General features: G+C 72.4%; 17 protein-coding genes. 14 read left to right on the top strand and 3 right to left on the bottom strand.

Annotated elements, in window-relative coordinates:
- Positions 1 to 43 precede the first annotated feature (43 nt).
- Positions 44 to 466 (top strand): PPOX class F420-dependent oxidoreductase, encoded by a 423-nt coding sequence (locus tag Aau02nite_RS21070; RefSeq protein WP_212990240.1) that lies wholly within the window; start codon positions 44 to 46, stop codon positions 464 to 466.
- Positions 454 to 846, top strand: coding sequence for a VOC family protein (locus tag Aau02nite_RS21075; RefSeq protein WP_246595321.1), 393 nt, complete (start codon positions 454 to 456; stop codon positions 844 to 846). The genes Aau02nite_RS21070 and Aau02nite_RS21075 overlap by 13 nt, the downstream gene beginning before the upstream one ends.
- Here Aau02nite_RS21075 and Aau02nite_RS21080 read toward each other — a convergent pair.
- The gene (locus Aau02nite_RS21080) at positions 825 to 4,067 is read right to left on the bottom strand and encodes a GH92 family glycosyl hydrolase (protein WP_212990241.1); all 3,243 of its coding nucleotides are present in this window, start codon (positions 4,065 to 4,067) and stop codon (positions 825 to 827) included. The two genes, Aau02nite_RS21075 and Aau02nite_RS21080, sit on opposite strands and share 22 nt — an antisense overlap.
- 201 nt (positions 4,068 to 4,268) lie before the next feature.
- Here Aau02nite_RS21080 and Aau02nite_RS21085 point away from each other — a divergent pair, with 201 nt between their 5' ends.
- The 10 genes from Aau02nite_RS21085 to Aau02nite_RS21135 all read left to right on the top strand — a co-directional run bounded on the left by Aau02nite_RS21085 (position 4,269) and on the right by Aau02nite_RS21135 (position 16,976).
- Positions 4,269 to 7,034: a putative bifunctional diguanylate cyclase/phosphodiesterase gene (locus Aau02nite_RS21085; protein ID WP_212990242.1), complete on the top strand. Its 2,766-nt coding sequence runs from the start codon at positions 4,269 to 4,271 to the stop codon at positions 7,032 to 7,034.
- Between the two features lie 36 nt (positions 7,035 to 7,070).
- A complete protein-coding gene (locus Aau02nite_RS21090; protein ID WP_212990243.1) occupies positions 7,071 to 8,321 on the top strand; it encodes a type III PLP-dependent enzyme in 1,251 nt (416 codons plus the stop codon).
- Positions 8,284 to 9,636, top strand: coding sequence for an MFS transporter (locus Aau02nite_RS21095; RefSeq protein ID WP_246595322.1), 1,353 nt, complete (start codon positions 8,284 to 8,286; stop codon positions 9,634 to 9,636). The genes Aau02nite_RS21090 and Aau02nite_RS21095 overlap by 38 nt, the downstream gene beginning before the upstream one ends.
- A 40-nt stretch (positions 9,637 to 9,676) precedes the next feature.
- On the top strand, positions 9,677 to 10,333 hold the full coding sequence (locus Aau02nite_RS21100) for an alpha/beta hydrolase (protein WP_212990244.1): 657 nt from the start codon (positions 9,677 to 9,679) through the stop codon (positions 10,331 to 10,333).
- 266 nt (positions 10,334 to 10,599) lie between these two features.
- The gene (locus Aau02nite_RS21105; protein ID WP_212990245.1) at positions 10,600 to 12,348 is read left to right on the top strand and encodes a discoidin domain-containing protein; all 1,749 of its coding nucleotides are present in this window, start codon (positions 10,600 to 10,602) and stop codon (positions 12,346 to 12,348) included.
- 57 nt (positions 12,349 to 12,405) lie between these two features.
- Positions 12,406 to 13,677 carry a DUF1996 domain-containing protein gene (locus Aau02nite_RS46560; protein WP_246595323.1) on the top strand — a complete coding sequence of 424 codons (1,272 nt, stop codon included), beginning with the start codon at positions 12,406 to 12,408 and terminating at the stop codon, positions 13,675 to 13,677.
- 97 nt (positions 13,678 to 13,774) lie between these two features.
- A complete protein-coding gene (locus Aau02nite_RS21120) occupies positions 13,775 to 14,821 on the top strand; it encodes a LacI family DNA-binding transcriptional regulator (protein ID WP_246595324.1) in 1,047 nt (348 codons plus the stop codon).
- A 33-nt stretch (positions 14,822 to 14,854) separates the two neighbouring features.
- On the top strand, positions 14,855 to 15,577 hold the full coding sequence (locus Aau02nite_RS21125) for a hypothetical protein (protein ID WP_212990246.1): 723 nt from the start codon (positions 14,855 to 14,857) through the stop codon (positions 15,575 to 15,577).
- Between the two features lie 13 nt (positions 15,578 to 15,590).
- On the top strand, positions 15,591 to 16,313 hold the full coding sequence (locus Aau02nite_RS21130; protein ID WP_212990247.1) for an RNA-guided endonuclease InsQ/TnpB family protein: 723 nt from the start codon (positions 15,591 to 15,593) through the stop codon (positions 16,311 to 16,313).
- Positions 16,314 to 16,334: 21 nt separating this feature from the next.
- A complete protein-coding gene (locus tag Aau02nite_RS21135) occupies positions 16,335 to 16,976 on the top strand; it encodes an SDR family oxidoreductase (protein WP_212990248.1) in 642 nt (213 codons plus the stop codon).
- On the opposite strand, the gene Aau02nite_RS21140 is transcribed toward Aau02nite_RS21135, so the two are convergent.
- A complete protein-coding gene (locus tag Aau02nite_RS21140) occupies positions 16,977 to 17,906 on the bottom strand; it encodes a hypothetical protein (protein ID WP_212990249.1) in 930 nt (309 codons plus the stop codon).
- Positions 17,907 to 17,986: 80 nt separating this feature from the next.
- Between Aau02nite_RS21140 and Aau02nite_RS21145 the strand changes: the two genes are divergently transcribed.
- Together Aau02nite_RS21145 and Aau02nite_RS21150 are read left to right on the top strand one after the other, a co-directional pair.
- Positions 17,987 to 18,688 carry a tetratricopeptide repeat protein gene (locus tag Aau02nite_RS21145; RefSeq protein ID WP_212990250.1) on the top strand — a complete coding sequence of 234 codons (702 nt, stop codon included), beginning with the start codon at positions 17,987 to 17,989 and terminating at the stop codon, positions 18,686 to 18,688.
- Positions 18,685 to 19,122: a TIGR03618 family F420-dependent PPOX class oxidoreductase gene (locus tag Aau02nite_RS21150; RefSeq protein ID WP_212990251.1), complete on the top strand. Its 438-nt coding sequence runs from the start codon at positions 18,685 to 18,687 to the stop codon at positions 19,120 to 19,122. Before Aau02nite_RS21145 ends, Aau02nite_RS21150 begins: the two co-directional genes overlap by 4 nt.
- 13 nt (positions 19,123 to 19,135) lie before the next feature.
- On the opposite strand, the gene Aau02nite_RS21155 is transcribed toward Aau02nite_RS21150, so the two are convergent.
- Positions 19,136 to 20,089, bottom strand: a complete 954-nt coding sequence (locus Aau02nite_RS21155; RefSeq protein ID WP_212990252.1) for a GNAT family N-acetyltransferase — start codon at positions 20,087 to 20,089, stop codon at positions 19,136 to 19,138.
- Positions 20,090 to 20,117: the final 28 nt, after the last annotated feature.

The following is a 20,117-nucleotide window of genomic DNA, read 5'->3' on the forward strand; positions in this document are numbered from 1 at the left end:
CGGGAGGGGCGGCTGCGCTGTCTCCTGGGTTAGCGTGACGACCATGTCCGACGACCTGTGGCCCGTGATCGCCGCGGCCGACCTCTGCACCCTCGCGACCATCAAGCGCGACGGCCGGCCCCAGCTGTCCGATGTGAACTACACCGCCGACGACCCGACCCGGGTACTGCGCGTGTCGACCCGCGAAACCCTGGCCAAGGTGCACAACCTGCGCCGGGACCCGCGCGGCAGCCTGCGCGTGGCCGGCCCGGGAGGCGGCGGTTACGTGGTCGCCGACGTGCGCGCCACGTTCTCACCGCCGTCGGCCGAGGAACACGACGCCACGGTCGAGGAGCTCGTCGAGGTCTACCGGCTGATCCGCCGCGAGGAACATCCCGACTGGGCCGACTACCGGCGCGCCATGGTCGCCGACAGCCGGATCGTGCTGAGCCTGCACGTCGAACGCCTCTACGGGTGGGTGATGTAGTCGTGGCCCGGATCATGGACATCGTCTTCGACTGTGAGTACGCGCCCGCGCTGGCCCGGTGGTGGGTGCAGGTGCTCGAGGGGTACAGCGTCGCGCCGTACGGGCCGGACGATCCGGATCCCGATGAGGATCCGACCGTGCTGGTGGTGCCCGGGCCCGGGGGTGGGCCGCGGTTGTGGTTCACCCAGGTACCCGAGCGCAAGACCGTCAAGAACCGCGTGCATCTGGATCTGAACGCCGAGGACCCGGTCGCCGAGCTGGCCCGGCTGACCGGCCTCGGCGCCCGGGTCCTGTGGGAAACGGACGGGCTCACCGTGCTGGCAGATCCCGAGGGTAACGAGTTCTGCCTGGACAAGGATCAGGCCAGCGTCACCGCGTAGAGGTGCAGGCGGGGGTCGTCCGGCAGGGTGATCGAGCGGACCTGCTTGCCCTCCGCGACCGGCAGCCGCACGCCGAAGAGGCTGACCGGCGGGCCGTCCACGCCCTGGCCCGCCTTGATCCGGTGCGGCATCGCCAGCACGGTCGTGGTGCCCGCGGACGCCGTGCCGCACCAGTCCGCCACCGTCACCGTGGCCGGGGCGGAGGTGCCGTCGGTGTACCCGATCGTCAGTGCGGCCGTCACCGGCCCGTTGTGGGTCGTCGCGACCAGGTGCACCGCCGCGTGGTCGCCGGTCGGCAGCAGCAGGGACTGGCCGCGGGCCGGCGCGAAGTTCTTCGCCGTCCCGGCCGGGTCCGGCGCCTGGTACGTGACGCCGCCCCAGGTCACCGGGCCGGCCTTGGGCAGCAGGTCGGCGTCGTAGCTCCAGCCGCCGCCGTCGAAGTTGCCCTCCGCCGGGTCGGCCACCGTGGCCGTGCCGTCGAGGGTGCGCTCGGCACCGAGGTCGACCAGGCAGCCGGCGTCCGTCGCACCGGCGCAGGTGAGCGGCTCCCGGACCGTGATCATGGCCGTCCGTTTCACCGTCTCCGTGCCGGGCGCGGAGACCGAGACCTCGATCGGGTACGCCCCCGCGGGTGTCCCGGCCGGCGCCTGCACGGTGACCGCAACCGTGGTGCCGATCGGCAGGCGCCCGCTGAGCAGCACCTTGGGGTGCTTCGGGGCGACGGTCACCTTCCAGCCCGGCGGCGCCGTCGCTGTCACGCGGGGCGCGATCACGAGGGGCGCCTGGCCGACCACGTCGACCTGGAACGCCGCCTGCTGGGCGGTGGCCGAGCCGGCCGGCAGGGCCGCGCTGGCCGGGCGGACGGTGGCGTCCACGTGGGTACGGCCGTCCGCCGGCGCCTTGTTCACCGACGGCGGCTGGGCCGCGACCGACGTGCCCCACGACGACGGCTTGGTGCCGAGCGTGTGGGCGAGCGTGCCGCCGCGGGTCACTGCCGACCAGTCCAGCCAGGTCTTGGCGACGGATCGACCGTTGAGCCGGACGCGCTGGATGTAGCGGTTGGTGTCCGAGGCGCCGGGCGCGGTGATGGTCAGCGTCTTGCCGCCGGTGCGCACGGTCGCCTCCGGGAACTGCGGGCTGGACAGCGCCAGGAAGTTGGCGCCGCTCATCGTCGGGTAGAGGCCCAGCGAGGAGAAGACGTACCAGGCGCTCATCGTGCCGAGGTCGTCGTTGCCGGTCATGCCGTCCGGGCCGGTGGTGAAGAGCGTCATCGCGGCGCGCACGACCGTCGCGGTCTTCGCCGGGTCACCCGCCCAGAGATACATGTACGGCGCGAGCAGATCCGGTTCGTTGTTCGGGTTGTACGTCGCCTTGGCGTAGTAGTCGTACGGCGCGGCGATCCAGTCCGTACGCGCGGTGCCGGCCGGATCGGTCAGCAGCTTGTCGTAGACGAAGAAGTCGTCCAGCCGCTTCTCGGTGGCCGCCCGGCCGCCCATCAGCCGCACCAGCCCGGCCGGGTCCTGCGGCACCAGCCACTGGTACTGATACGCCCCGCCCTCGTGGAACTGCTCGGCCGCCGCGACCGGGTCGTACGGCGTCAGCCACGTCCCGTCGACCGTCCGCGGCCGGAACTGCTTGATCGAGGAATCCCACAGATTGCGGTACCACTGCCCGCGGCCCGCGAACAGCTTCGCGTCGGCAGCTTTACCCAGCCCCTTGGCCATCAGAGCCAGCGCTGCGTCGGCAGCCGCGTACTCCATGGTCGCCGAGGCCGGGTGGTCACAGTCGTTGTCGCCGCCCTTGTCGGCGCACTCCTTGCCCCGGCTCAGCCCGGAGGGGATGTAGCCGCGGTCGGCGTAGAAGTCCTGACCCGTCCGCCCGTTGTACGGCGAGTCCGCCGGCGGCTGGGCGGTGGCGTTCTTCCGCAGGAGCGCGTACGCCTCCTGCTCGTACCCGGCCAGCAGGCCCTTGGACCAGGCCTCGACCAGGAACGGGGTGACCGGGTCACCGGTCATGATGTTGGTCTCGCTGTTGGCCAGCGCCCAGCGCGGCAGCCAGCCACCGTCGCGCCCGATCGCGACCACCGACAGCGCCACGTCCCGGGCGACCTGCGGCACGAGCAGCTCCAGCAACTGGTTCTGCGGGCGGTAGGTGTCCCACAGCGAGAAGTTCTGGTACGGCGTGTACCCCTGCGCGGTGTGCACCTGGCGGTCGAAGCCCACGTACCGGCCATCGACGTCACCGGCCAGGTTCGGGTGCAGCAGGGAGTGGTAGAGCGCGGTGTAGAAGACGCTGCGCCGGTCGGCCGTTCCGCCGCCGATCGCGATCCGGTCCAGCTCCTGGGCCCACTTCGCGCGCAGGGCGGCCCGGGTGGCGGCGAAGTCGTACGAGTCGGCGGTCTCGGCGGTCAGGTTCTGCCGGGCCCCGGCCAGGCCGGTGTAGGAGAGCCCGACCTTGACCACCACGTCGCGGTCCTCGCTCGCGTCGAAGGTGACCCAGGCACCGTTGCCGCCGGATCCGGCGGCGTCCCGGCCCCCGGGCGAGAGCGCCGAGCCGCGCCAGGTGCCGGTGGCGGCGAAGGGGCGGTCGAAGCTGGCGGTGAAGTAGACAGTGTGGTCGTCCTTGCCGGCACAGAAGTTGCCGGCGCGGACCCGGCCCTCGACGGTCCGGTCGCCGACGACGTGGATCTCCGAGTCGAAGACCGTCTGGTTCGCCTTGCCGGTGTTGAACAGGACGTTGGCGGCGCCGGTGGCCGGGAAGGTGTACTTCTGCCAGCCGGTGCGCGCGGTCGCGGTCAGTTCCGCGGTGGTCTGGTACTTCGTCAGCCCGACCCGGTAGTAGCCGGGCTCGGCGTCCTCGTCGTCGTGCGAGAACGGCGAACGGTACTGGTTCGGGTCGGCGGTGGTGACCGCGCCGGTGGTCGGCATGATCGGCAGCTCGCCGGCGACGCCGCAGCCCACCCCGGACAGGTGGGTCTGGCTGAAGCCGTAGATGGTGTCCTGCTGGTAGTCGTAGCCGCCCTGGCCGCCGGTGTCCGGGCTGACCTGCACCATGCCGAACGGCGCACTGGCCCCCGGGAAGGTGTTGCCGAAGTTCTGCGTGCCGACGAACGGGCGCACCAGATCCACGGGGTCCTCCGCGGCGGCGGCCCGGGCCTGGGCCGGGCTCGCGGTGCCGACGGAAACGACCAGCAGCAGGGCCGCCAGGAGCCGACGGGTCATCGGTAAACCTCCGGTCAACGACGTCATCGTCACGTGACAACGTTGTCACGCAGCAAAGACGCGTGTCAATGAGCCGCCCGCCCCGGGCACCCGAATTGCACCCGGCCATCCGGGCGAACCTCTCAGATCCGCCCGGCCGCCGCCCGATCACGGCAGTTACGACCCCCTGCCCCGGGGGCGAGCGAACCGGAGATGAGTCTGATGGCAGCCAGCACAGCACCGCCGACGCCCCGGGGCGTCCACCGCTGGGCACGGCTCTGCGTCGCCGTCGCAGTCGTCGTCGCCACCTTCGGCGTCGTCCTCAGCACCGGGGTGGGCGGGCCGGGCACCGCGCAGCTCATCTCCAACCTCGGGCTGTGTGCCGCCGCCGTCTCCGCGGCCGTGGCGTGCCTGTTCCGCGCCGCGTCGCTGCGGGGCCGGCAGCGGGCCGGCTGGGCTCTGCTCGGGCTCGGCGTGCTGTCCTGGGGTGCCGGTCAGGCCTGCGCGGTCTGGCTGGAGACCTTCACCGGCTCGGTGCCGCTGCCGTCGCAGGCCGACATCGGCTACCTCGGCATGATCCTGCTGACCTCGGCCGGCCTGCTGGTGCTGCCGGTCGCCACCCAGACCCTGGCCAACCGGGCCCGCAGCGTGCTGGACGGCCTGATGGTCGCCGTCTCGCTGGTACTGATCGCCTGGTACCTGGTCATCGAACCGCTCATCGAGGCCGGCGGCGACAGCGCCCTCGCGCTCTACCTCAGCCTCGCCTACCCGCTCGGCGACATCGTCATGGTCACGGTCGTGGTCTACATGCTGGCGCTGCAGCGCCGCCGGGGCCGCGACTTCGCCCACCTGGCCCTGGTCGGTGCCGGCATCGTCGCCTTCGCGGTCTCCGACATCGGGTACGCCTACCTCAACCTGACCGGGGCGTACGCCTCCGGCAGCGGCACCGACATCGGCTGGTTCGCCGGCTTCTCGCTGATCCTGCTGGCCGCCACCAAGCCGGCCGGCAACCCCGCGACGGCCGAGCCGGCAGTGGACGGCGAGGGCGCTCAGCCGTTCGGGGTGTTGCTGCCGTACGTCGCCGTGCTCGCCGCCCTGGCCACCAGCATCATCTGGTTCGCCCGCACCGGGCAGGCCAGCCCGTTCGTCGCCTACACCCGCTCGGCCCTGATCCTGCTGATCGTCGGCCGGCAACTGCTCACCCTGCTGGAGAACCGCGGCCTGACCCGCAACCTGGAGACCCGCGTCGCCGACCGCACCGCCGAGCTGTACGCCAGCGAGCAGCGCTTCCACGCGCTCGTGCAGCACAGCTCCGACGTCGTCACCGTGGTCGGTACCGACGCCGTGGTGCTGTACCAGAGCGAGTCGGTGCAGCGGGTCTTCGGCTACACCCCGGCCATGCTCACCGGGCGGAACATCACCGAGCGGTTCAGCCCCGAGTCGGCCGCGCGGTTGCTCGACGCCCTGCGCTCGGTGAGTGCGCGGCCGTACGCCACCACCGTGCTGGAGCTGACCCTGCCGCACCTGGACCGGCGGCAGCGCCAGGCCGAGATCACCGTGACCAACCTGCTCGGCGACCCCAACGTCGGCGGCCTGGTGCTCAACACCCGCGACATCAGCGAGCGCAAGGAGCTGCAGGAGCAGCTGGTGCACGAGGCTTACCACGACGCGCTGACCCAGCTGGCCAACCGGGCCCTGTTCCGCGAGCGGGTGGCCGAGGCCCTGGAGCAGCGCGGCGAGGACGACGACGTGACCGTGCTCTTCCTCGACCTGGACGGTTTCAAGGAGGTCAACGACAGCCTCGGGCACCTGGCCGGTGACCAGTTGCTGGTCCGGGTGGCCGAGCGGCTGACCAGCTCGGTGCGCGAGGGCGACGTGGTGGCCCGGTTCGGCGGCGACGAGTTCGCCGTGCTGATCCGCTCGGCGCTCAGCCTGGGCGAGGCCGAGGTCGTGGCCCAGCGCATCGTCGACGAACTGCACGAGCCGTTCCGCGTGGGCGACCGCGACCTGCACGTGCGGGGCAGCATCGGGCTGGCCGCGTACGCCGCCCTCGGCGGGGGTGCGGCCGGTGCCGACGACGCCGACGACGCCGAGCAGCTCATGCGCAACGCCGACCTGGCCATGTACAAGGCCAAGGGCACCGGCGGCAGCGGCTTCGCCAGCTACGACCCGCGGATGCTGGCCGGTCTGGTCGAGCGCCTGGAGCTCGAGGCCGACCTGCGCCTGGCGCTGGAGCGCGGCGAGCTGCGGCTGCACTACCAGCCCACCATCGACATGGCCGACAGCCGGGTCATCGGCTTCGAGGCGCTGGTGCGCTGGCAGCACCCGACCCGCGGGCTGATCAACCCGCTCGACTTCATCCCGATCGCCGAGGCCACCGGGCTGATCGTGCCGCTCGGCCGCTGGGTGCTGCAGGAGGCCTGCCGCCAGGCGATGGAATGGTCGGCCCGCGACGGCCGCCGCCCGGTCAAGATGGCCGTCAACGTCTCGGTCCGCCAGTTCGACCGCAGCGACCTGCCGGCCGTCGTCCGCGAGGTGCTGACCGAGACCGGCATGCCGGCCGACCAGCTCTGCCTCGAGATGACCGAGAGCGTGCTGATGACCGACACCGAGGAAAACCTGGCCCAGCTGGTCCGGCTCAAGGCGCTCGGCGTGACGCTGGCGATCGACGACTTCGGCACCGGCTACTCGTCGCTGGCCTACCTGCGCCGGTTCCCGGTGGACATGCTCAAGATCGACCGTTCGTTCGTGGAGCGGCTCGGCGAGCAGGCCGACGACGCCGCGCTGGCCGGCACGATCGTCCAGCTCGGGCAGAGCCTCGGCATGTCCACCGTGGCCGAAGGCATCGAGGAGTACGGCCAGCTCGCCGCGCTGCGCGAGATGGGCTGCACGTTCGCCCAGGGCTTCTACTTCTCCCGCCCGGTGCCCGCCGGCGAGGCCGGCCGGCTGCTGCTCGAAGGGGCCGGCGCCCAGCCGGCCCCGGCCTGATCCCCCCGCATCCCCCACCACCGTTCAGGAGTCCGGATGACCGCCGCCCTCACCGGCACCCGCGCACAGCTCCCGGCCCAGTGGCCCGCCGCGCTGTCCCCGCAGTGCCTCGAGGTCATCGACATGCCCACCCCGTACCTGGTCACCGACCTGGACACGGTCGTGGACCGGCTGTCGGCGTTCACCGCGGCGCTGCCGGGCGTGCTGCCGTGTTACGCCATGAAGTGCAACCCCTCGACGGAGATCCTGGCCACGCTGCGGGACCACGGCGCCGGCTTCGAGGTCGCCTCGCTGGGTGAGCTGCGGATGCTGGAGCGCCTCGGCGTGGACCCGGCCGGCGTGCTCTTCAGCAACCCGGTCAAGGCGCCGGGGCACATCGCCGCCGCGTACGCCGCCGGGCTCTGGCGGTTCAGCTTCGACTCGGCCAACGAGCTGCGCAAGATCGCCGCGCACGCCCCGGGCAGCGCCGTCTACCTGCGGCTGCTGGTCGACGACACGGCCAGCTCGTTCCCGCTGTCGCGCAAGTTCGGCGCCGAGGTGCCCGAGGCCCGCGACCTGCTGGTGCTGGCCCGGCAGCTGGGGCTGCGCCCGTACGGGATCACCTTCCACGTCGGCTCGCAGTGCGGCAACGCGGCCGCCTGGCGGCACGCGCTCGGCGCGACCGGAGCGATCATGGCCGACCTGCTCGACGACGGCATCCGGCTCGACATGATCGACCTGGGTGGCGGCTTCCCCGCCCGCTACCGGGCCGACGTGCCCTCGATCGGTGAGATCGGTGCGATGGTGCTGCCCGCGCTGGCCGAGCTGCTGCCGTACCGTCCGGGTCTGCTCGTCGCCGAGCCCGGCCGGCACCTGGTCGCCGAGGCCGCGGTCATGGCCGTCGGGGTGATCGGCCGGGAGGTCCGGGGCGGGCGCAACTGGCTCTTCGCCGACGTCGGCGCCTACAACGGCATGATGGAGACGATCCAGGTGCCGACCGGCTGGGACTACCCGATCTGGTCGTCCGTGCCCGGCCACGGCGAGGTGGCCACCCTGCCGTTCACCATCACGGGTCCCAGTTGCGACAGCTCCGACACGATGTTCCACGGCGTCGAGCTGCCGGCCGGCATCGACGTGGGCGATGTCGTCTACATCGGCTCGGACGGTGCGTACACCCTGAGCTACGCCTCCGCCTTCAACGGATTCGCGCCGCCCACGCCGCTGTTCGTCGGCGGCGGCGCCGGCGAGCCGGACCTGCGGGAGCTGACGGATGAGCTGGTCCGGTCCGGAACCTCCGGTGGTCACTGACCGCAAGCGGCGTGAGCCCAGGGGCGGCGGGCACCGCCGCGTCGGACCGGTCGGCCTGCGCCGCGCCGGACGGGTACGCGAGCTCGTGGTGTCCGGTGTCATCGACTCGTTCGGCATGGCGCTGGGCTGGACGATCCTCGTGCTGCTGGCCGTCTCCCGGGGCGGTCTGGCCGAGGCAGCCCTCTACAACGCCGCGATGCTCATCGGCGTGGTGCTGTCCGCGCCGGTCACCGGCTGGCTCTCGCGCCGCTACGCCGGGCGGACGCTGCTGCGCGGCGCCGCCGGCACGGAGATCCTGCTGCGCGTCGGCGCGCTCGCCGGGCTCATCGCCGGCCTGCCGTCCTGGCTGATCGCGATCACCGTCACGGCGATGCACGTGGCGGCCTGGGTCGGCTTCGCCGCGATGCGGGCCGAGGTCGCGGCGGTCGATGCCCGGCCGCGGTCGATGACCCGGTACGCCCTGGCCATCGCGGCGGTCGAGGCCGCCGGTACGGGACTGGGCGCGCTGCTGCCGGCGGGCCCGGACGGCCACCCGACCGGCTGGCCGCTGATCCTGATCTTCGTCGCGTACGCGGGCTCGCTGGTCCCCACGATCATCAGCTCGCGCCGGGCCCGGATGACCCCGCGCGGCGCGGCCCGCCGGATCATGCCGGCCCGGGTCCTCCGGTACGCCGTCAGCACCCTCACCGGCGGCACGGGCATCACCGGGCACCGGCGTAACCCGGCCCGCCGGCCGCGACGCCGGCTCGCGGTCTCGCCGCGCCTGCTCGTCGCGGGTGGCGGCATCATGCTGCTCGCGTCCGGGCCCACCCTGCTGGCCATCCCGCTCACCACCGAGCTGCACGGCCGGCGCTGGGTGGCGGGCGCCGCCATCGCGTTCAGCCTGGGCTGCCTGCTGGCGACCGTGGCGGTCGAGGCGATCGGCACCATGAAGCTGCCGGCCGTCCTGCGCTGGTCGCTGTGGGGCGTGGCCATGCTGGTCGGCTGGATCGGCGCGCCGATGCACGCGGTCAGCGTGCTGATCGCCCAGTTCCTGGCCGGGGTGAGCCAGACCGCGTTCGAGGGCGACATGGACGCGCTGGTCGCGGATGAGGCGCCGGCCGACGGCATCACGACGGCGCTGGCCTACAGCGCGTCGGTCCGGGCGCTCGGCGGGTCCGTGGCGGTCAAGCTGCTGCCGATGATGGTCGTTGCGCAGGCGATCGACAAGGCGGTCAGCGCGGCCGTGCTGGTGCTCGGCGTCGCCGCGCTGTTGATCTGGGCCGTGACCGCGCTGCCGCGGCTGCACCGGCCGCCGGTGCCGATACCGGAGTGACCGCGGGATGCGCCCGGCGAAAACGGGTACTGAGCTGGACGTGACCAGCCACCCGACCGCGTTCGCGCCCCGGACCCCCGTCGAGCTTTCTCCCGCGCTCGACGTCTCCGGTCCCCGCGAGCACGCCCGCGCGGTGGTGTTGCTGCTGCCCGGCGGCCGGGCCACCAGCGTGGCCCCGGCCCGCCGGGGCCTGGCCCAGCTGCGGATGGTGCCGTTCGCCCGGGCGATCGGCTGGAGCACGCGGGGCCGCCGGGTCGCGGTCTGGACGCTGCGGTACCGGCTGCGCGGCTGGAACGGCAGCGCGCAGGACCCCGTGCACGATGCCCGCTGGGCGCTGGAGCAGGCGCGCCGGTCGCATCCCGGTGCCCCGATCCTGCTGGTGGGCCATTCGATGGGCGGGCGGGTCGCGCTGCGGCTGGCCGGTGAGCCCGGGGTGGCGGCAGTGTGCGCGCTGGCCCCGTGGATCGAGGCCGGCGAGCCGGCGCCCCGGCCCGGCGCGACGATCGTGATCGCGCACGGTGACGCGGACCGGGTGACGGATCCGCGGTCCTCCGCCGCGTACGCGGCCCGGATCGGCGCCTCGTTCGTGCCGGTGCCCGGCGAGACGCACGCCCTGCTGCGCCGGCCGGTGTTCTGGACCCGGCTCGTCACCGCCTTCGTCACGACGGCCCTGGAGTCGGCGCTGCCCGTCGACTGACCCTGCACCCGGTTCCGGAACCTGGCGTTGCCGGCGGGTCGCTGATCCCCCCGTGTGCCCGTTCACCTGCATCGATCCGCCTTCGGCCGCGAGAACGCGGTCGAGAAAGCGCTTCCCGACGCCCTAGCAGGCATTGACACCTGTTAACCGGCAGTTCAAAGTGACGTATCAAAGAGCGCTTTCTCATCCCCGAAGCAGTTCTGAAACCGCTCCGACACATCCCGCTGGTTTCCCCACCTCTTGATTCCCCGCAAGGAGGACCGTCCATGAGTCCTGACGTTTTCCGAAGTAGCGGGCGCCGGCCGGCGCCCGTGCGGATCGCCGCGCTCACCTTCGCCCTGCTCGGCCTGCTGGCGGCCTACCTGGTCGCCACGGTCGGCAACGCCGCCGCAGCCGAGGTCGTGGTCTCCCAGGGCAAGCCGACCACCGCGTCCTCCGTCGAATGGGAGGGCACGCCGGCCTCCGCGGCCACCGACGGCAACACCGGCACCCGCTGGTCCAGCGCCTTCGCGGCGGCCCAGTGGCTGCAGGTCGACCTCGGCACCACGACGGCCGTCAGCAGCGTGAAGCTGACCTGGGAGGCCGCGTACGCGACAGCCTTCACAGTCCAGTTCTCCACCAACGGCACGACCTTCACCAACGCCACCGGCACGCTGCGCGGCAACGCCGGCGAGCAGACGATCACAGTCGCCGGCAACACCCGCTACGTCCGGCTCAATCTGACCGAGCGGGCCCTGGCCATCTACGGCTACTCACTGTGGGAGTTCCAGGTCTTCGCGGGCGGCAGCACGCCGACCACCCCGCCGACCGGTCCGACCACGCCGCCGCCGGCGGGCGGCGCGACCCTGCTGTCCTACAACAAGCCGGGCGCGGCGTCGAGCGAGCAGAACGACGTCAACTGCAACCCGTGCACCGTCGGCAAGGCCTTCGACCTGGACCCGGCCACGCGCTGGGCGACCAGTTCGACCACCGGCTGGGTGGACCCGGGCTGGATCTACGTCGACCTGGGAGCGACGGCCCAGGTCAGCCGGGTCGAGCTGCAGTGGGACCCGGCGTACGCGACCTCGTACAAGATCCAGGTGTCGCCGAACGCAAGCACCTGGACCGACATCTACTCGACCACCACGGGCAAGGGCTTCAAGGAGGTCCTGAACGTCAGCGGCACCGGCCGTTACGTGCGGATGTACGGCACCGCGCGGGCGACCCCGTACGGCTACTCGCTCTACGACTTCAATGTCTACGGCACCGGTGGCGCCCCGACCGCCCCGCCGGCCCAGCCCGCGGACCCGGTGTTCCCGGCGAGCCGGATGGTCTTCAACGACGAGTTCAACGAGCCGGCGGGCACCAGGCCCAGCACCGCCAAGTGGACCTACGACCCGGGCGTGCCGCAGAACGGCGAGATCCAGTACTACACCGAGAACAGCAACAACGCCCAGATGAACGGCCAGGGCCAGCTGGTCATCGAGGCGCGCAAGGAAGCTTCCAACGGCCGCGAGTACACCTCGGCCCGGATGAACACCGGCGGCAAGTTCACCGTGCAGTACGGCCGCGTCGAGGCACGGGTCAAGGTGCCGAAGGGCAACGGGCTGTGGCCGGCGTTCTGGATGATGGGCGCCGACTTCCTCACCGGCCGTCCGTGGCCGTACAACGGCGAGATCGACATCATGGAGGTCCTCGGCCGTAACACCAGCGAGGCCTACTCCACGCTGCACGCCCCGCAGTACAACGGCGCCGGCGGCTACGGCCAGAAGTACGCCACCGCGGACCTGTCGCAGGACTTCCACGTCTGGGCGGCGGAGTGGGACAGCAAGGGCATCAAGTTCCTGCTCGACGGCCAGCAGGTGTTCTACGCCAGCAAGGCGACCGTCGAGGCGACCCGCGGGCCGTGGATCTTCGACCACCCGTTCTACCTCATCCTCAACCTGGCCGTCGGCGGTGACTTCCCCGGTCCCATCGACGCCTCCACGCCGTTCCCGGCCCGGATGCTCGTCGACTACGTCCGCGTCTACAAGTGAGCTGACCCCCGCGCCGGGGCGGGTTTCCCCGCCCGCCCCGGCCCAGGAAGGATCGGAATGCGCAAACGAAGTCTGTCCATCGCGGCCGCGGTCGCAACCGTCCTCACCGGCTACGTGGCCATCACCCAGGGCCCGGCCAGCGCCGCCGACGGGCTGCTGTCGGCGAACCGGCCGGCCACGGCCTCCTCCATCGAATCCACGGCCTTCCCGGCCTCCAACGCCGTCGACGGCAACCCCGGCACCCGCTGGTCCAGCGCGTTCAGCGATCCGCAGTGGCTGCAGGTCGACCTCGGCGCCACCGCCACCCTGTCCTCGGTGGTGCTGGACTGGGAGTCCGCGTACTCGCGCACGTTCAACCTGCAGACGTCGGCCAACGGCAGTTCGTGGACCACGGTCAAGGCCAACGTCGCCGGCACGGGCGGCCGGCAGACCGTCGCGGTCACCGGCTCCGGGCGCTACGTCCGGCTGCAGTCCACCGCCCGCGCCACCCAGTGGGGTGTCTCGCTGGCCGAGTTCGAGGTGTACGGCAGCGGCGGCGGCACCGCTCCCCCGCCGACCATCCCGCCGGGCGCCGTACGGGTCGCCGAGTTCCTCGCGGACTGCCCGTTCAGCCACCGGCTGCCCGACGACCCGATCGTGTTCCCGAACATGCCGGGCGCCTCGCACATGCACAGCTTCTTCGGCAGCACGGTGACCAACGCCCACTCGACGGTCGACGACCTGTTCAACGCGAACAGCAACTGCAACCCGTCGATCGACAAGTCGTCGTACTGGATCCCGACGTTCTACAACGGCAACACCCCGGTCGAGCCGACCACCGGCATCTTCTACTACCTGGGTGAGGGCGTCCGGGACGATCTGATCGCCCAGACCCAGCCGCTGCCGTTCGGCCTGCGGATCGTGGCCGGCAACGCCAGGGCGACCGGCCCGGCCGACACGTCGAACTCGCGCTGGTCCTGCCTGCACGCCGGGCACGTGGGCTCGTCGCAGAACTTCGTGGAGTGTCCGGCCGGCACGATGCTGGAGTCGTACCTCGACTTCCCGCAGTGCTGGAACGGCCGCGACCTGGACTCGCCGGACCACAAGAGCCACATGGCGTACCCGGTCAACGCCGCCTGCCCGGCGAGCCACCCGGTCGTCGTGCCGAAGCTGCGCCAGGTCATGCGCTACCCGGTCAGCGGCAGCACGGCCGACTTCCGGCTGGCCTCCGGCAACGGGTACAGCATGCACGGCGACTTCTTCAACGCCTGGCCGGTCGAGGAGATGGCCCGCCGGGTGAACGACTGCATCCGGATCATCGTCAAGTGCGGCACCAACGGGCGGCCGTGAGATGACGTCCGCAGCCGCCGGGGCTCGTCGCCGCCCCGGCGGCTCCGGGCGGGAAAGCGCGCTAAAGCGAAAAATGCCTGGTGCTATAACAGACGCCATGACTACCCGGCCCTCCCGCGCAGGGCAGCACCCGACGATGGACCAGGTCGCCGAGGCGGCCGGGGTGTCGCGGGCCACCGTCTCCCGGGTGATCAACGGCGCCCCCAGCGTCGACGCCAAGATCCGCGAGATCGTCCAGCGGGCCATCGCCGACACCGGCTACGTGCCCAACGTGGCAGCCCGCTCGCTGGTCACCCGCAAGTCGAACTCCGTGGCCCTGGTGATCTCCGAGCCGGACCGGCCGCACAACTCCTCGTTCCTGAACCGGATCTTCACCGATCCGTACTTCGGCCGGATCACCGCCGGCGCGACCGGCGCACTGCGCCCGCACGACGTGCACCTGGTGATCATCCCGACCGACTCGACGGACCATCACCACGTCATCCGCTACCTGCGCCAGGGCCATGTGGACGGGGTGCTGCTGATCAGCAGCCACGAGCAGGACCCGCTGCCCCGGCAGGTGCACGAGCTCGGCATCCCGGCGGTCGTGTCGGCCCGGCCGGCCTCACCGCTGGCCGCCAGCTTCGTCGACGTCGATCAGCGGCTCGGCGCCCGGCTCGCCGCCGAGCACCTGCTCAGCCGCGGCTGCCGCCGGCTGGCCACGATCAGCGGTCCGCTGGACATCCCGGCCGGCTCCGACCGGCTCGACGGCTTCCGGTCGTTCCTGGCCAACCGCGGCCTGGGCGACGTGCCGTCGATCGAGGGCGACTTCACCCGGCACGGCGGCGAGGAGTGCGCCCGCCGGCTGCTCACCGAGCACCCCGACATCGACGGCCTGTTCGTGGCCAGCGACCTGATGAGCGAGGGCGCGCTGCGGGCGGTGCAGGATCTCGGCCGCCGGGTGCCCGACGACGTCGCCGTGGTCGGCTTCGACGACAGCAGCGCCGCGCTGGACTGCCGGCCGCTGCTGACCACCATCCGCCAGCCGGTCGAGGAGATGGCCGCCGAGATGGCGGAGGTGCTGATGGCCCACATCGCCGCGCCCGGCCGGCTGCCGCGCTCGGTGACCTTCCAGCCGACCCTGGTGATCCGCGAGTCCGCCTGATCCCCGGTCGACGACATCGGCCATCATGACCGCGTGGGCGACCTTGCGATCAATCTCCTGGCCAGCGTCATCGCCGGTACGGCAGTCTGGCTCGCCGGCTTTCTGCTGCGCCGCCGCAAGCTGAGCCGCGAACGCGCCTTCTTCGGCCTCACCGAGGGAGCCAGCTGCCTGCTGGTGGTCTCCCGGCACGCGTCGTCGCCGCGCGAGTTCAGCGTGCACCGCCGCGACGTCGCCGCCCTGGTGGAGCTGGCGACCATCGCCCGCGAGTGCGGCGCGCACGCCGACCGGGTCGGCGAGAACCAGCCCACCGGGGAGATCGGCCGGCTCACCGAGTTCTGCGTCGGCGGTCCCGGCGGGGCCAGCCCGCGCAGCGCCACCCACGTACGCACGATCCTGCGCGGGGTGACGTACACGGTCTTCGACGAGGAGCAGCCCCGGCTGTCGTTCACCGTCGGCGGCACCGAGTACGTCCTCACCCCGGAGACCAGCTACGTCCTGCTCGCCCGGTTCTGGGGACCGGCCGGTGGCCACCCGGTGTTCCTCATCGGTGGCCTGAGCGCGGGCAGCAACCTCGCCGGCGCCCGCTACCTGGCGGCGCACCATCACGAGCTGGCCCGCAGGTACGGCGCCGACCGGCCCTTCGCCCTCGTGCTGCGCATCGTCGAGCCGGCCGCCTACGGCACCGACTTCACCGAGCTGGCGGCCGACGTGACGGACGTCGCGTTCCAGCCGGTCCCGCCGCCGGCGGGTAGTTAGCCGCTAGCGTGTTGTGCATCTCGCGGTCCTGTCCACCGGGGAGCTGGTCGACAACCCGCGCCCCCTGGTCGCAGCGCAGCAACGAATACGCTCGCTGGGCCGGTCACTGTCCCGCAAGACAGGGCCGGACCGGCGCACCGGACGGCGAGCGTCGAAAGGCTGGGAGCGCGCCGCGGCCCGGCTCGGGCGGGCGCATGCCCGGGTGTCCAACCTGCGCCGCGACGGGCTGCACAAGCTCACCACCCGACTGACCCGCGAGCACGGCACCGTCGTTGTCGAAGACCTCAACGTCACCGGGATGCTCGCCAACCGCAAACTGGCCCGGCACATCGCCGACGCCGGGTTCGCGGAGATTCGACGCCAGTTGGCTTACAAAACCGGGTGGAGCAGCGGCAGGCTCCTCGTGGCCGACCGTTGGTATCCGTCATCGAAAACCTGCTCGGGCTGCGGCACAGTGAAAGCCAAACTGTCCCTCGCCGAGCGTGAATTCTGTTGTGAAGCGTGCGGCCTGGTCATCGACCGTGACCACAACGCCTCCCTCAACCTCGCCGCGCTCGCGGCTGAGTTCGACTCTGCCGGGAGTGGCCCGGTGGCAGCACGTGGAGCCGACCAGAAGACCCGCGTACGCGGGCAGGTGGCGATGAAACGTGAACCCGGCACGGCATCCGCCGGTCAGACCGGGACCGTCCCGCCGCAAGGCGGGGCTATCGATCGTGTGCTCGTTGAAGCGCACTGAAGGTAACGGTAGAACAGAGTCATGGACATTCTCGTCGCCGGCGGCCACGGCCAGGTCGCCCTGCGCCTGCTGGGCCTGCTCGCCGGTCAGGGACACACCGCCCGTGGCCTCATCCGCTCCCCCGGCCAGGCCGGCGACCTGACCGCGCTCGGCGCCGTACCGGTCATCGGCGACCTGGAGAACGACGAGACCCTGGACGGGTACGTGCGGGGTGCCGACGCTGTGGTCTTCGCGGCCGGGGCGGGGCCGGGCAGCGGGGCCGCCCGCAAGCGGACCGTCGACCTGGGCGGGGCGGTCAAGCTCGCCGACGCGGCCCGCGCCACCGGGGTACGCCGCTACGTCATGGTCTCCTCGATCGGGGCGGACCGGCCGGACGCCGCGGGCGAGTCGATGCGGGCCTACCTGGAGGCCAAGGCCGAGGCCGACGACTACGTACGGGCCAGCGGGCTCGACGTCACGATCGTGCGGCCCGGCTCGCTCACCGACGACCCCGGCACCGGTCTGGTCCGGGTCAGCACCGAACTGGGCAACCGCGGGCCGGTGCCGCGCGACGACGTGGCGGCGGTGCTGGCCGCCGTGCTGCTGACCCCGGCCACGATCGGCACGACGTTCGAGCTGTTCGCCGGCGACACCCCGATCCCGGAGGCGCTCGCCGCCCTGTAATCAGGCCGTCAACAGGTCCTGCCGCTCGCGCATCAGTCCGCTCCAGTAGGCGCGGGCCGCCTCGGTGCGCGCGGCCACGTCGCGGTGGATCTCCGTGACCAGCGCGGCCGACCCGTCGGTGTTGCGGATCGCCTGGTTGATCTGGTCCCGCATCAGCATGTCCGAGAAGAAGACCTGCGCGAAGCCGGTGGGCGTGACCACCGGCCGCGGGGCGTGGCCCAGCGGCCGGGCCAGGCCGACGTCGGCCAGCTCGGTGTGCAGTACCACGAGGCAGCGGTCGGCGTACGCCGCCGACCGCGCGACCCCGTCGAGCCAGTCCGGCGTACGCAACGCCACCGCGCCGCCGAGCAGGTTGTTGCTCGTCTGGCGGGCCGAGAGCCGGTCGAGCTGCCGACGCAATTCGGCCAGCGCACCCATTGCGACGTCCGCGGCCCGGCCGGCCTCGTGCAGCTCGCGCAGCTCCGCCTCCACCCGGCCGCGCTCCCCGGCCAGGGTCAGCAACCGGGTGACCTGCGGGCCGCCGGTACGGCGCAAGTGGCTCTCCTTGTCGTCGACCGCCCGCGCGAAGCGGGCCGGCAGGTCGGCGAACTCGGCCAGCCGCGCGTCGACGGTCGCCAGCTCGGCGCGGACGGCGGCCAGCCGGCTTTCCGCCTCGGCGACCCGGTACCGCGCCGCGTCGGCCTCGGCCTGCTCGCGGGACAGCTCCTCGGCGTGCGCGCCGCGCAGGGCCATCAGCACCCGGGACAGCGAGAGGCCCTCGAGGCGCTCGACGTCGCGCACCTCTCCGGCCCACTGCGAGCGCAGCTCGGTCAAGGCGGCCGCCTGCTCGGTGCAGCGCTGGTCGAGCTCGGCGCGCCGGGCGCGGAGCAGTTCGGCCTCGCGGACCAGTCCGGCGAGCGCGGTCAGGCGGGTTTCGATGTCCTCGGTCACGCCCCTGATTCGATCAGGTCGGGGCAAGCAAACGCGCGGGCGGACAGCCGGGGCGCCGATCCGCCGGTAGCCTGCGAAGAATGGGGACAACGGGGGACACACTGGCGGCCGGCAACGAGGCCATGGTCGAGGCCGCGTTCCGGACCGGCGACTACGAGGCGGCCGAGCGGACCTTCGAGGAGCTGCTGACCCAGGCCCGGGCCGACGGCGACCGGGCGCTCGAGGCCGCGGTGCTGGACCGGCAGGCGATGCTCATGCACTTCCGGGCGCTGGAGGACGACCTCGGCAAGGCCGACAGCGAGGGCGAGGAAGCGCTGTTCCAGCAGGCCCTGGAGATCCGGCGGGATCTCGGGGACCCGGCGGGCACGGCCGAGTCGCTCTTCGGCGTCGGTCTGGTCCACCAGGTGCTGCGGCAGGACTGGGACGCCGCGATGCCGTACTACTGGGAGGCGCTCGACCTGGCCGACCGGTACGGCGACCTGCTGCTGCGCTCCGAGGTGCACCGCCACGTCGGCTTCTACTACGCGGCGTCCGATCTGCAGTCGGACAAGGCGCTGGAGCACCTGCGCATCTCGCACGAGCTGCGCGCCCAACTCGGCGACCCGCGCTGGATCCCCGGCGGGACGATGGCGCTGGGCATCGCCGAGCTGGCCGACGGCCTGCGCGAGCAGGGGCTGGCCCACGTCCGCGAGGCGATCGCCCAGGGCGAGCAGGCCGGCCTGAGCCACGACCGCATCGCCTGGATGCGGGACTTCCTCGACAAGGCGGAGGCCGAGCGGTGACAACCCTGTCCGAGGCCTGGAGCCTGGCGGCGAACGAGAGCGGCCTGGCCGTCGTCTCCACCCTGCGGGCCGACCAGACGATCCAGTCCTCGCTGGTCAACGCCGGTGTCGTGGCCCATCCCGGCACCGGTGGGCAGGTGCTGGCGTTCGTCACGTACGGCCGGGTCAAGCTGGCCAACCTGCGGGCCCGGCCACAGATCACGACGGCGTTCCGCAGCGGCTGGCAGTGGGCCACGGTCGAGGGCCACGCCGAGCTGGCCGGTCCGGACGACCCTCGGCCGTGGCTGGACGCCGACCGCCTGCGCCTGCTGCTGCGGGAGATCTTCACTGCGGCGGGCGGCTCCCACGACGACTGGGATGAATACGACCGGGTGATGGCCGAGCAGCGGCGCACCGCCGTGCTGATCAGCCCGGCCCGGATCTACAGCAACTGACGCCGGGCCCGGATCACCGGGCCGCGAGGTGCTTGGCCATCTGCTGCGCCAGCAGGCGGTAGCCGAGCCGGTCGTAGAGCCGGCGCGCGCCGGTGTTGACGCCGTGCACGTTGAGCCCCATGGTGCGGACGCCCCGCCGCGCCAGCTCGGACTCGACCGCGGTGACGGCCGCCCGCCCGTAGCCCCGGCGGCGGTAGGGCCCGTCGATCTCGATGTTGTGCAGCCAGCCCATCCCCGGCCGCGGCGGCGCCGGCAGACCGGCCCAGACCCAGCCGACCGGTACGCCCCGCGCCACCACCGTGCGCAGGATCATCCCGTCCGTCTGCGGCCCGTCGGGCAGCAGCTCCGCCAGCTTGCGGGCCGCCCGCGCCTCGGCCTCGCCGTGCCACAGGCCCCGCTCCTGCACGAGATCCTGGGCGTAGTCGGCGAACAACGCCTCGATCCGGCTCTCGTAGTCGGTCATCGGCACCAGGTCGATCCCCTCGGCCGCGGGCACCTCCGCCAGCGGGCGCGAGCGCTGCTCCGCGGTCACCTCGAAGCCGAGCCGCTCGTAGAGCCGACGGGCGGTGGTGTTGTCGCCGAACACGTTGAGGCCGATCGCCGGCACGCGGCGGGCGACGAGCTCCGCCTCGACCGCGGTGATGATCGCGCCCGCGTACCCCCGGGACCGGAACGGCGGATCGACCTCGACGTCGCTGATCCAGGCCGTGTCCGGCAGGGCCGGGCCGGGCAGCGACAGCCAGATCCAGCCGACCTCGGCGCCGTCCGCCAGGGCCTTGCGGAGCAGCTGGCCCCGGGTCGCGGGACCGCGCGGGAGTCTGCCGGCGACGTCCCGCTCGGCCTCGGCCTCGGCCTCGGCGCGGGTCAGCGCGCGAGCCGTCGTGATCGCCTCGGCGTAGCTCGCCACCAGTTGCGCGCGGCGGCGCACGAAGTCGTCCGGGCCCATCTCCACGAGAGTCAGCGGCATGCGATGACCCTTCCCGACCGTAGCGAAG

It is taken from the genome of Actinoplanes auranticolor, assembly GCF_018332655.1.
Classification (GTDB): Bacteria; Actinomycetota; Actinomycetes; order Mycobacteriales; family Micromonosporaceae; genus Actinoplanes; species Actinoplanes auranticolor.

Coding starts and splice junctions, on each gene's coding strand:
- Aau02nite_RS21070 (WP_212990240.1), top strand. CDS start 44: ATGTCCGACGACCTGTGGCCCGTGATCGCCGCGGCCGACCTCTGCACC.
- Aau02nite_RS21080 (WP_212990241.1), bottom strand. CDS start 4,067: ATGACCCGTCGGCTCCTGGCGGCCCTGCTGCTGGTCGTTTCCGTCGGC.
- Aau02nite_RS21085 (WP_212990242.1), top strand. CDS start 4,269: ATGGCAGCCAGCACAGCACCGCCGACGCCCCGGGGCGTCCACCGCTGG.
- Aau02nite_RS21090 (WP_212990243.1), top strand. CDS start 7,071: ATGACCGCCGCCCTCACCGGCACCCGCGCACAGCTCCCGGCCCAGTGG.
- Aau02nite_RS21095 (WP_246595322.1), top strand. CDS start 8,284: ATGAGCTGGTCCGGTCCGGAACCTCCGGTGGTCACTGACCGCAAGCGG.
- Aau02nite_RS21105 (WP_212990245.1), top strand. CDS start 10,600: ATGAGTCCTGACGTTTTCCGAAGTAGCGGGCGCCGGCCGGCGCCCGTG.
- Aau02nite_RS46560 (WP_246595323.1), top strand. CDS start 12,406: ATGCGCAAACGAAGTCTGTCCATCGCGGCCGCGGTCGCAACCGTCCTC.
- Aau02nite_RS21120 (WP_246595324.1), top strand. CDS start 13,775: ATGACTACCCGGCCCTCCCGCGCAGGGCAGCACCCGACGATGGACCAG.
- Aau02nite_RS21135 (WP_212990248.1), top strand. CDS start 16,335: ATGGACATTCTCGTCGCCGGCGGCCACGGCCAGGTCGCCCTGCGCCTG.
- Aau02nite_RS21145 (WP_212990250.1), top strand. CDS start 17,987: ATGGGGACAACGGGGGACACACTGGCGGCCGGCAACGAGGCCATGGTC.
- Aau02nite_RS21155 (WP_212990252.1), bottom strand. CDS start 20,089: ATGCCGCTGACTCTCGTGGAGATGGGCCCGGACGACTTCGTGCGCCGC.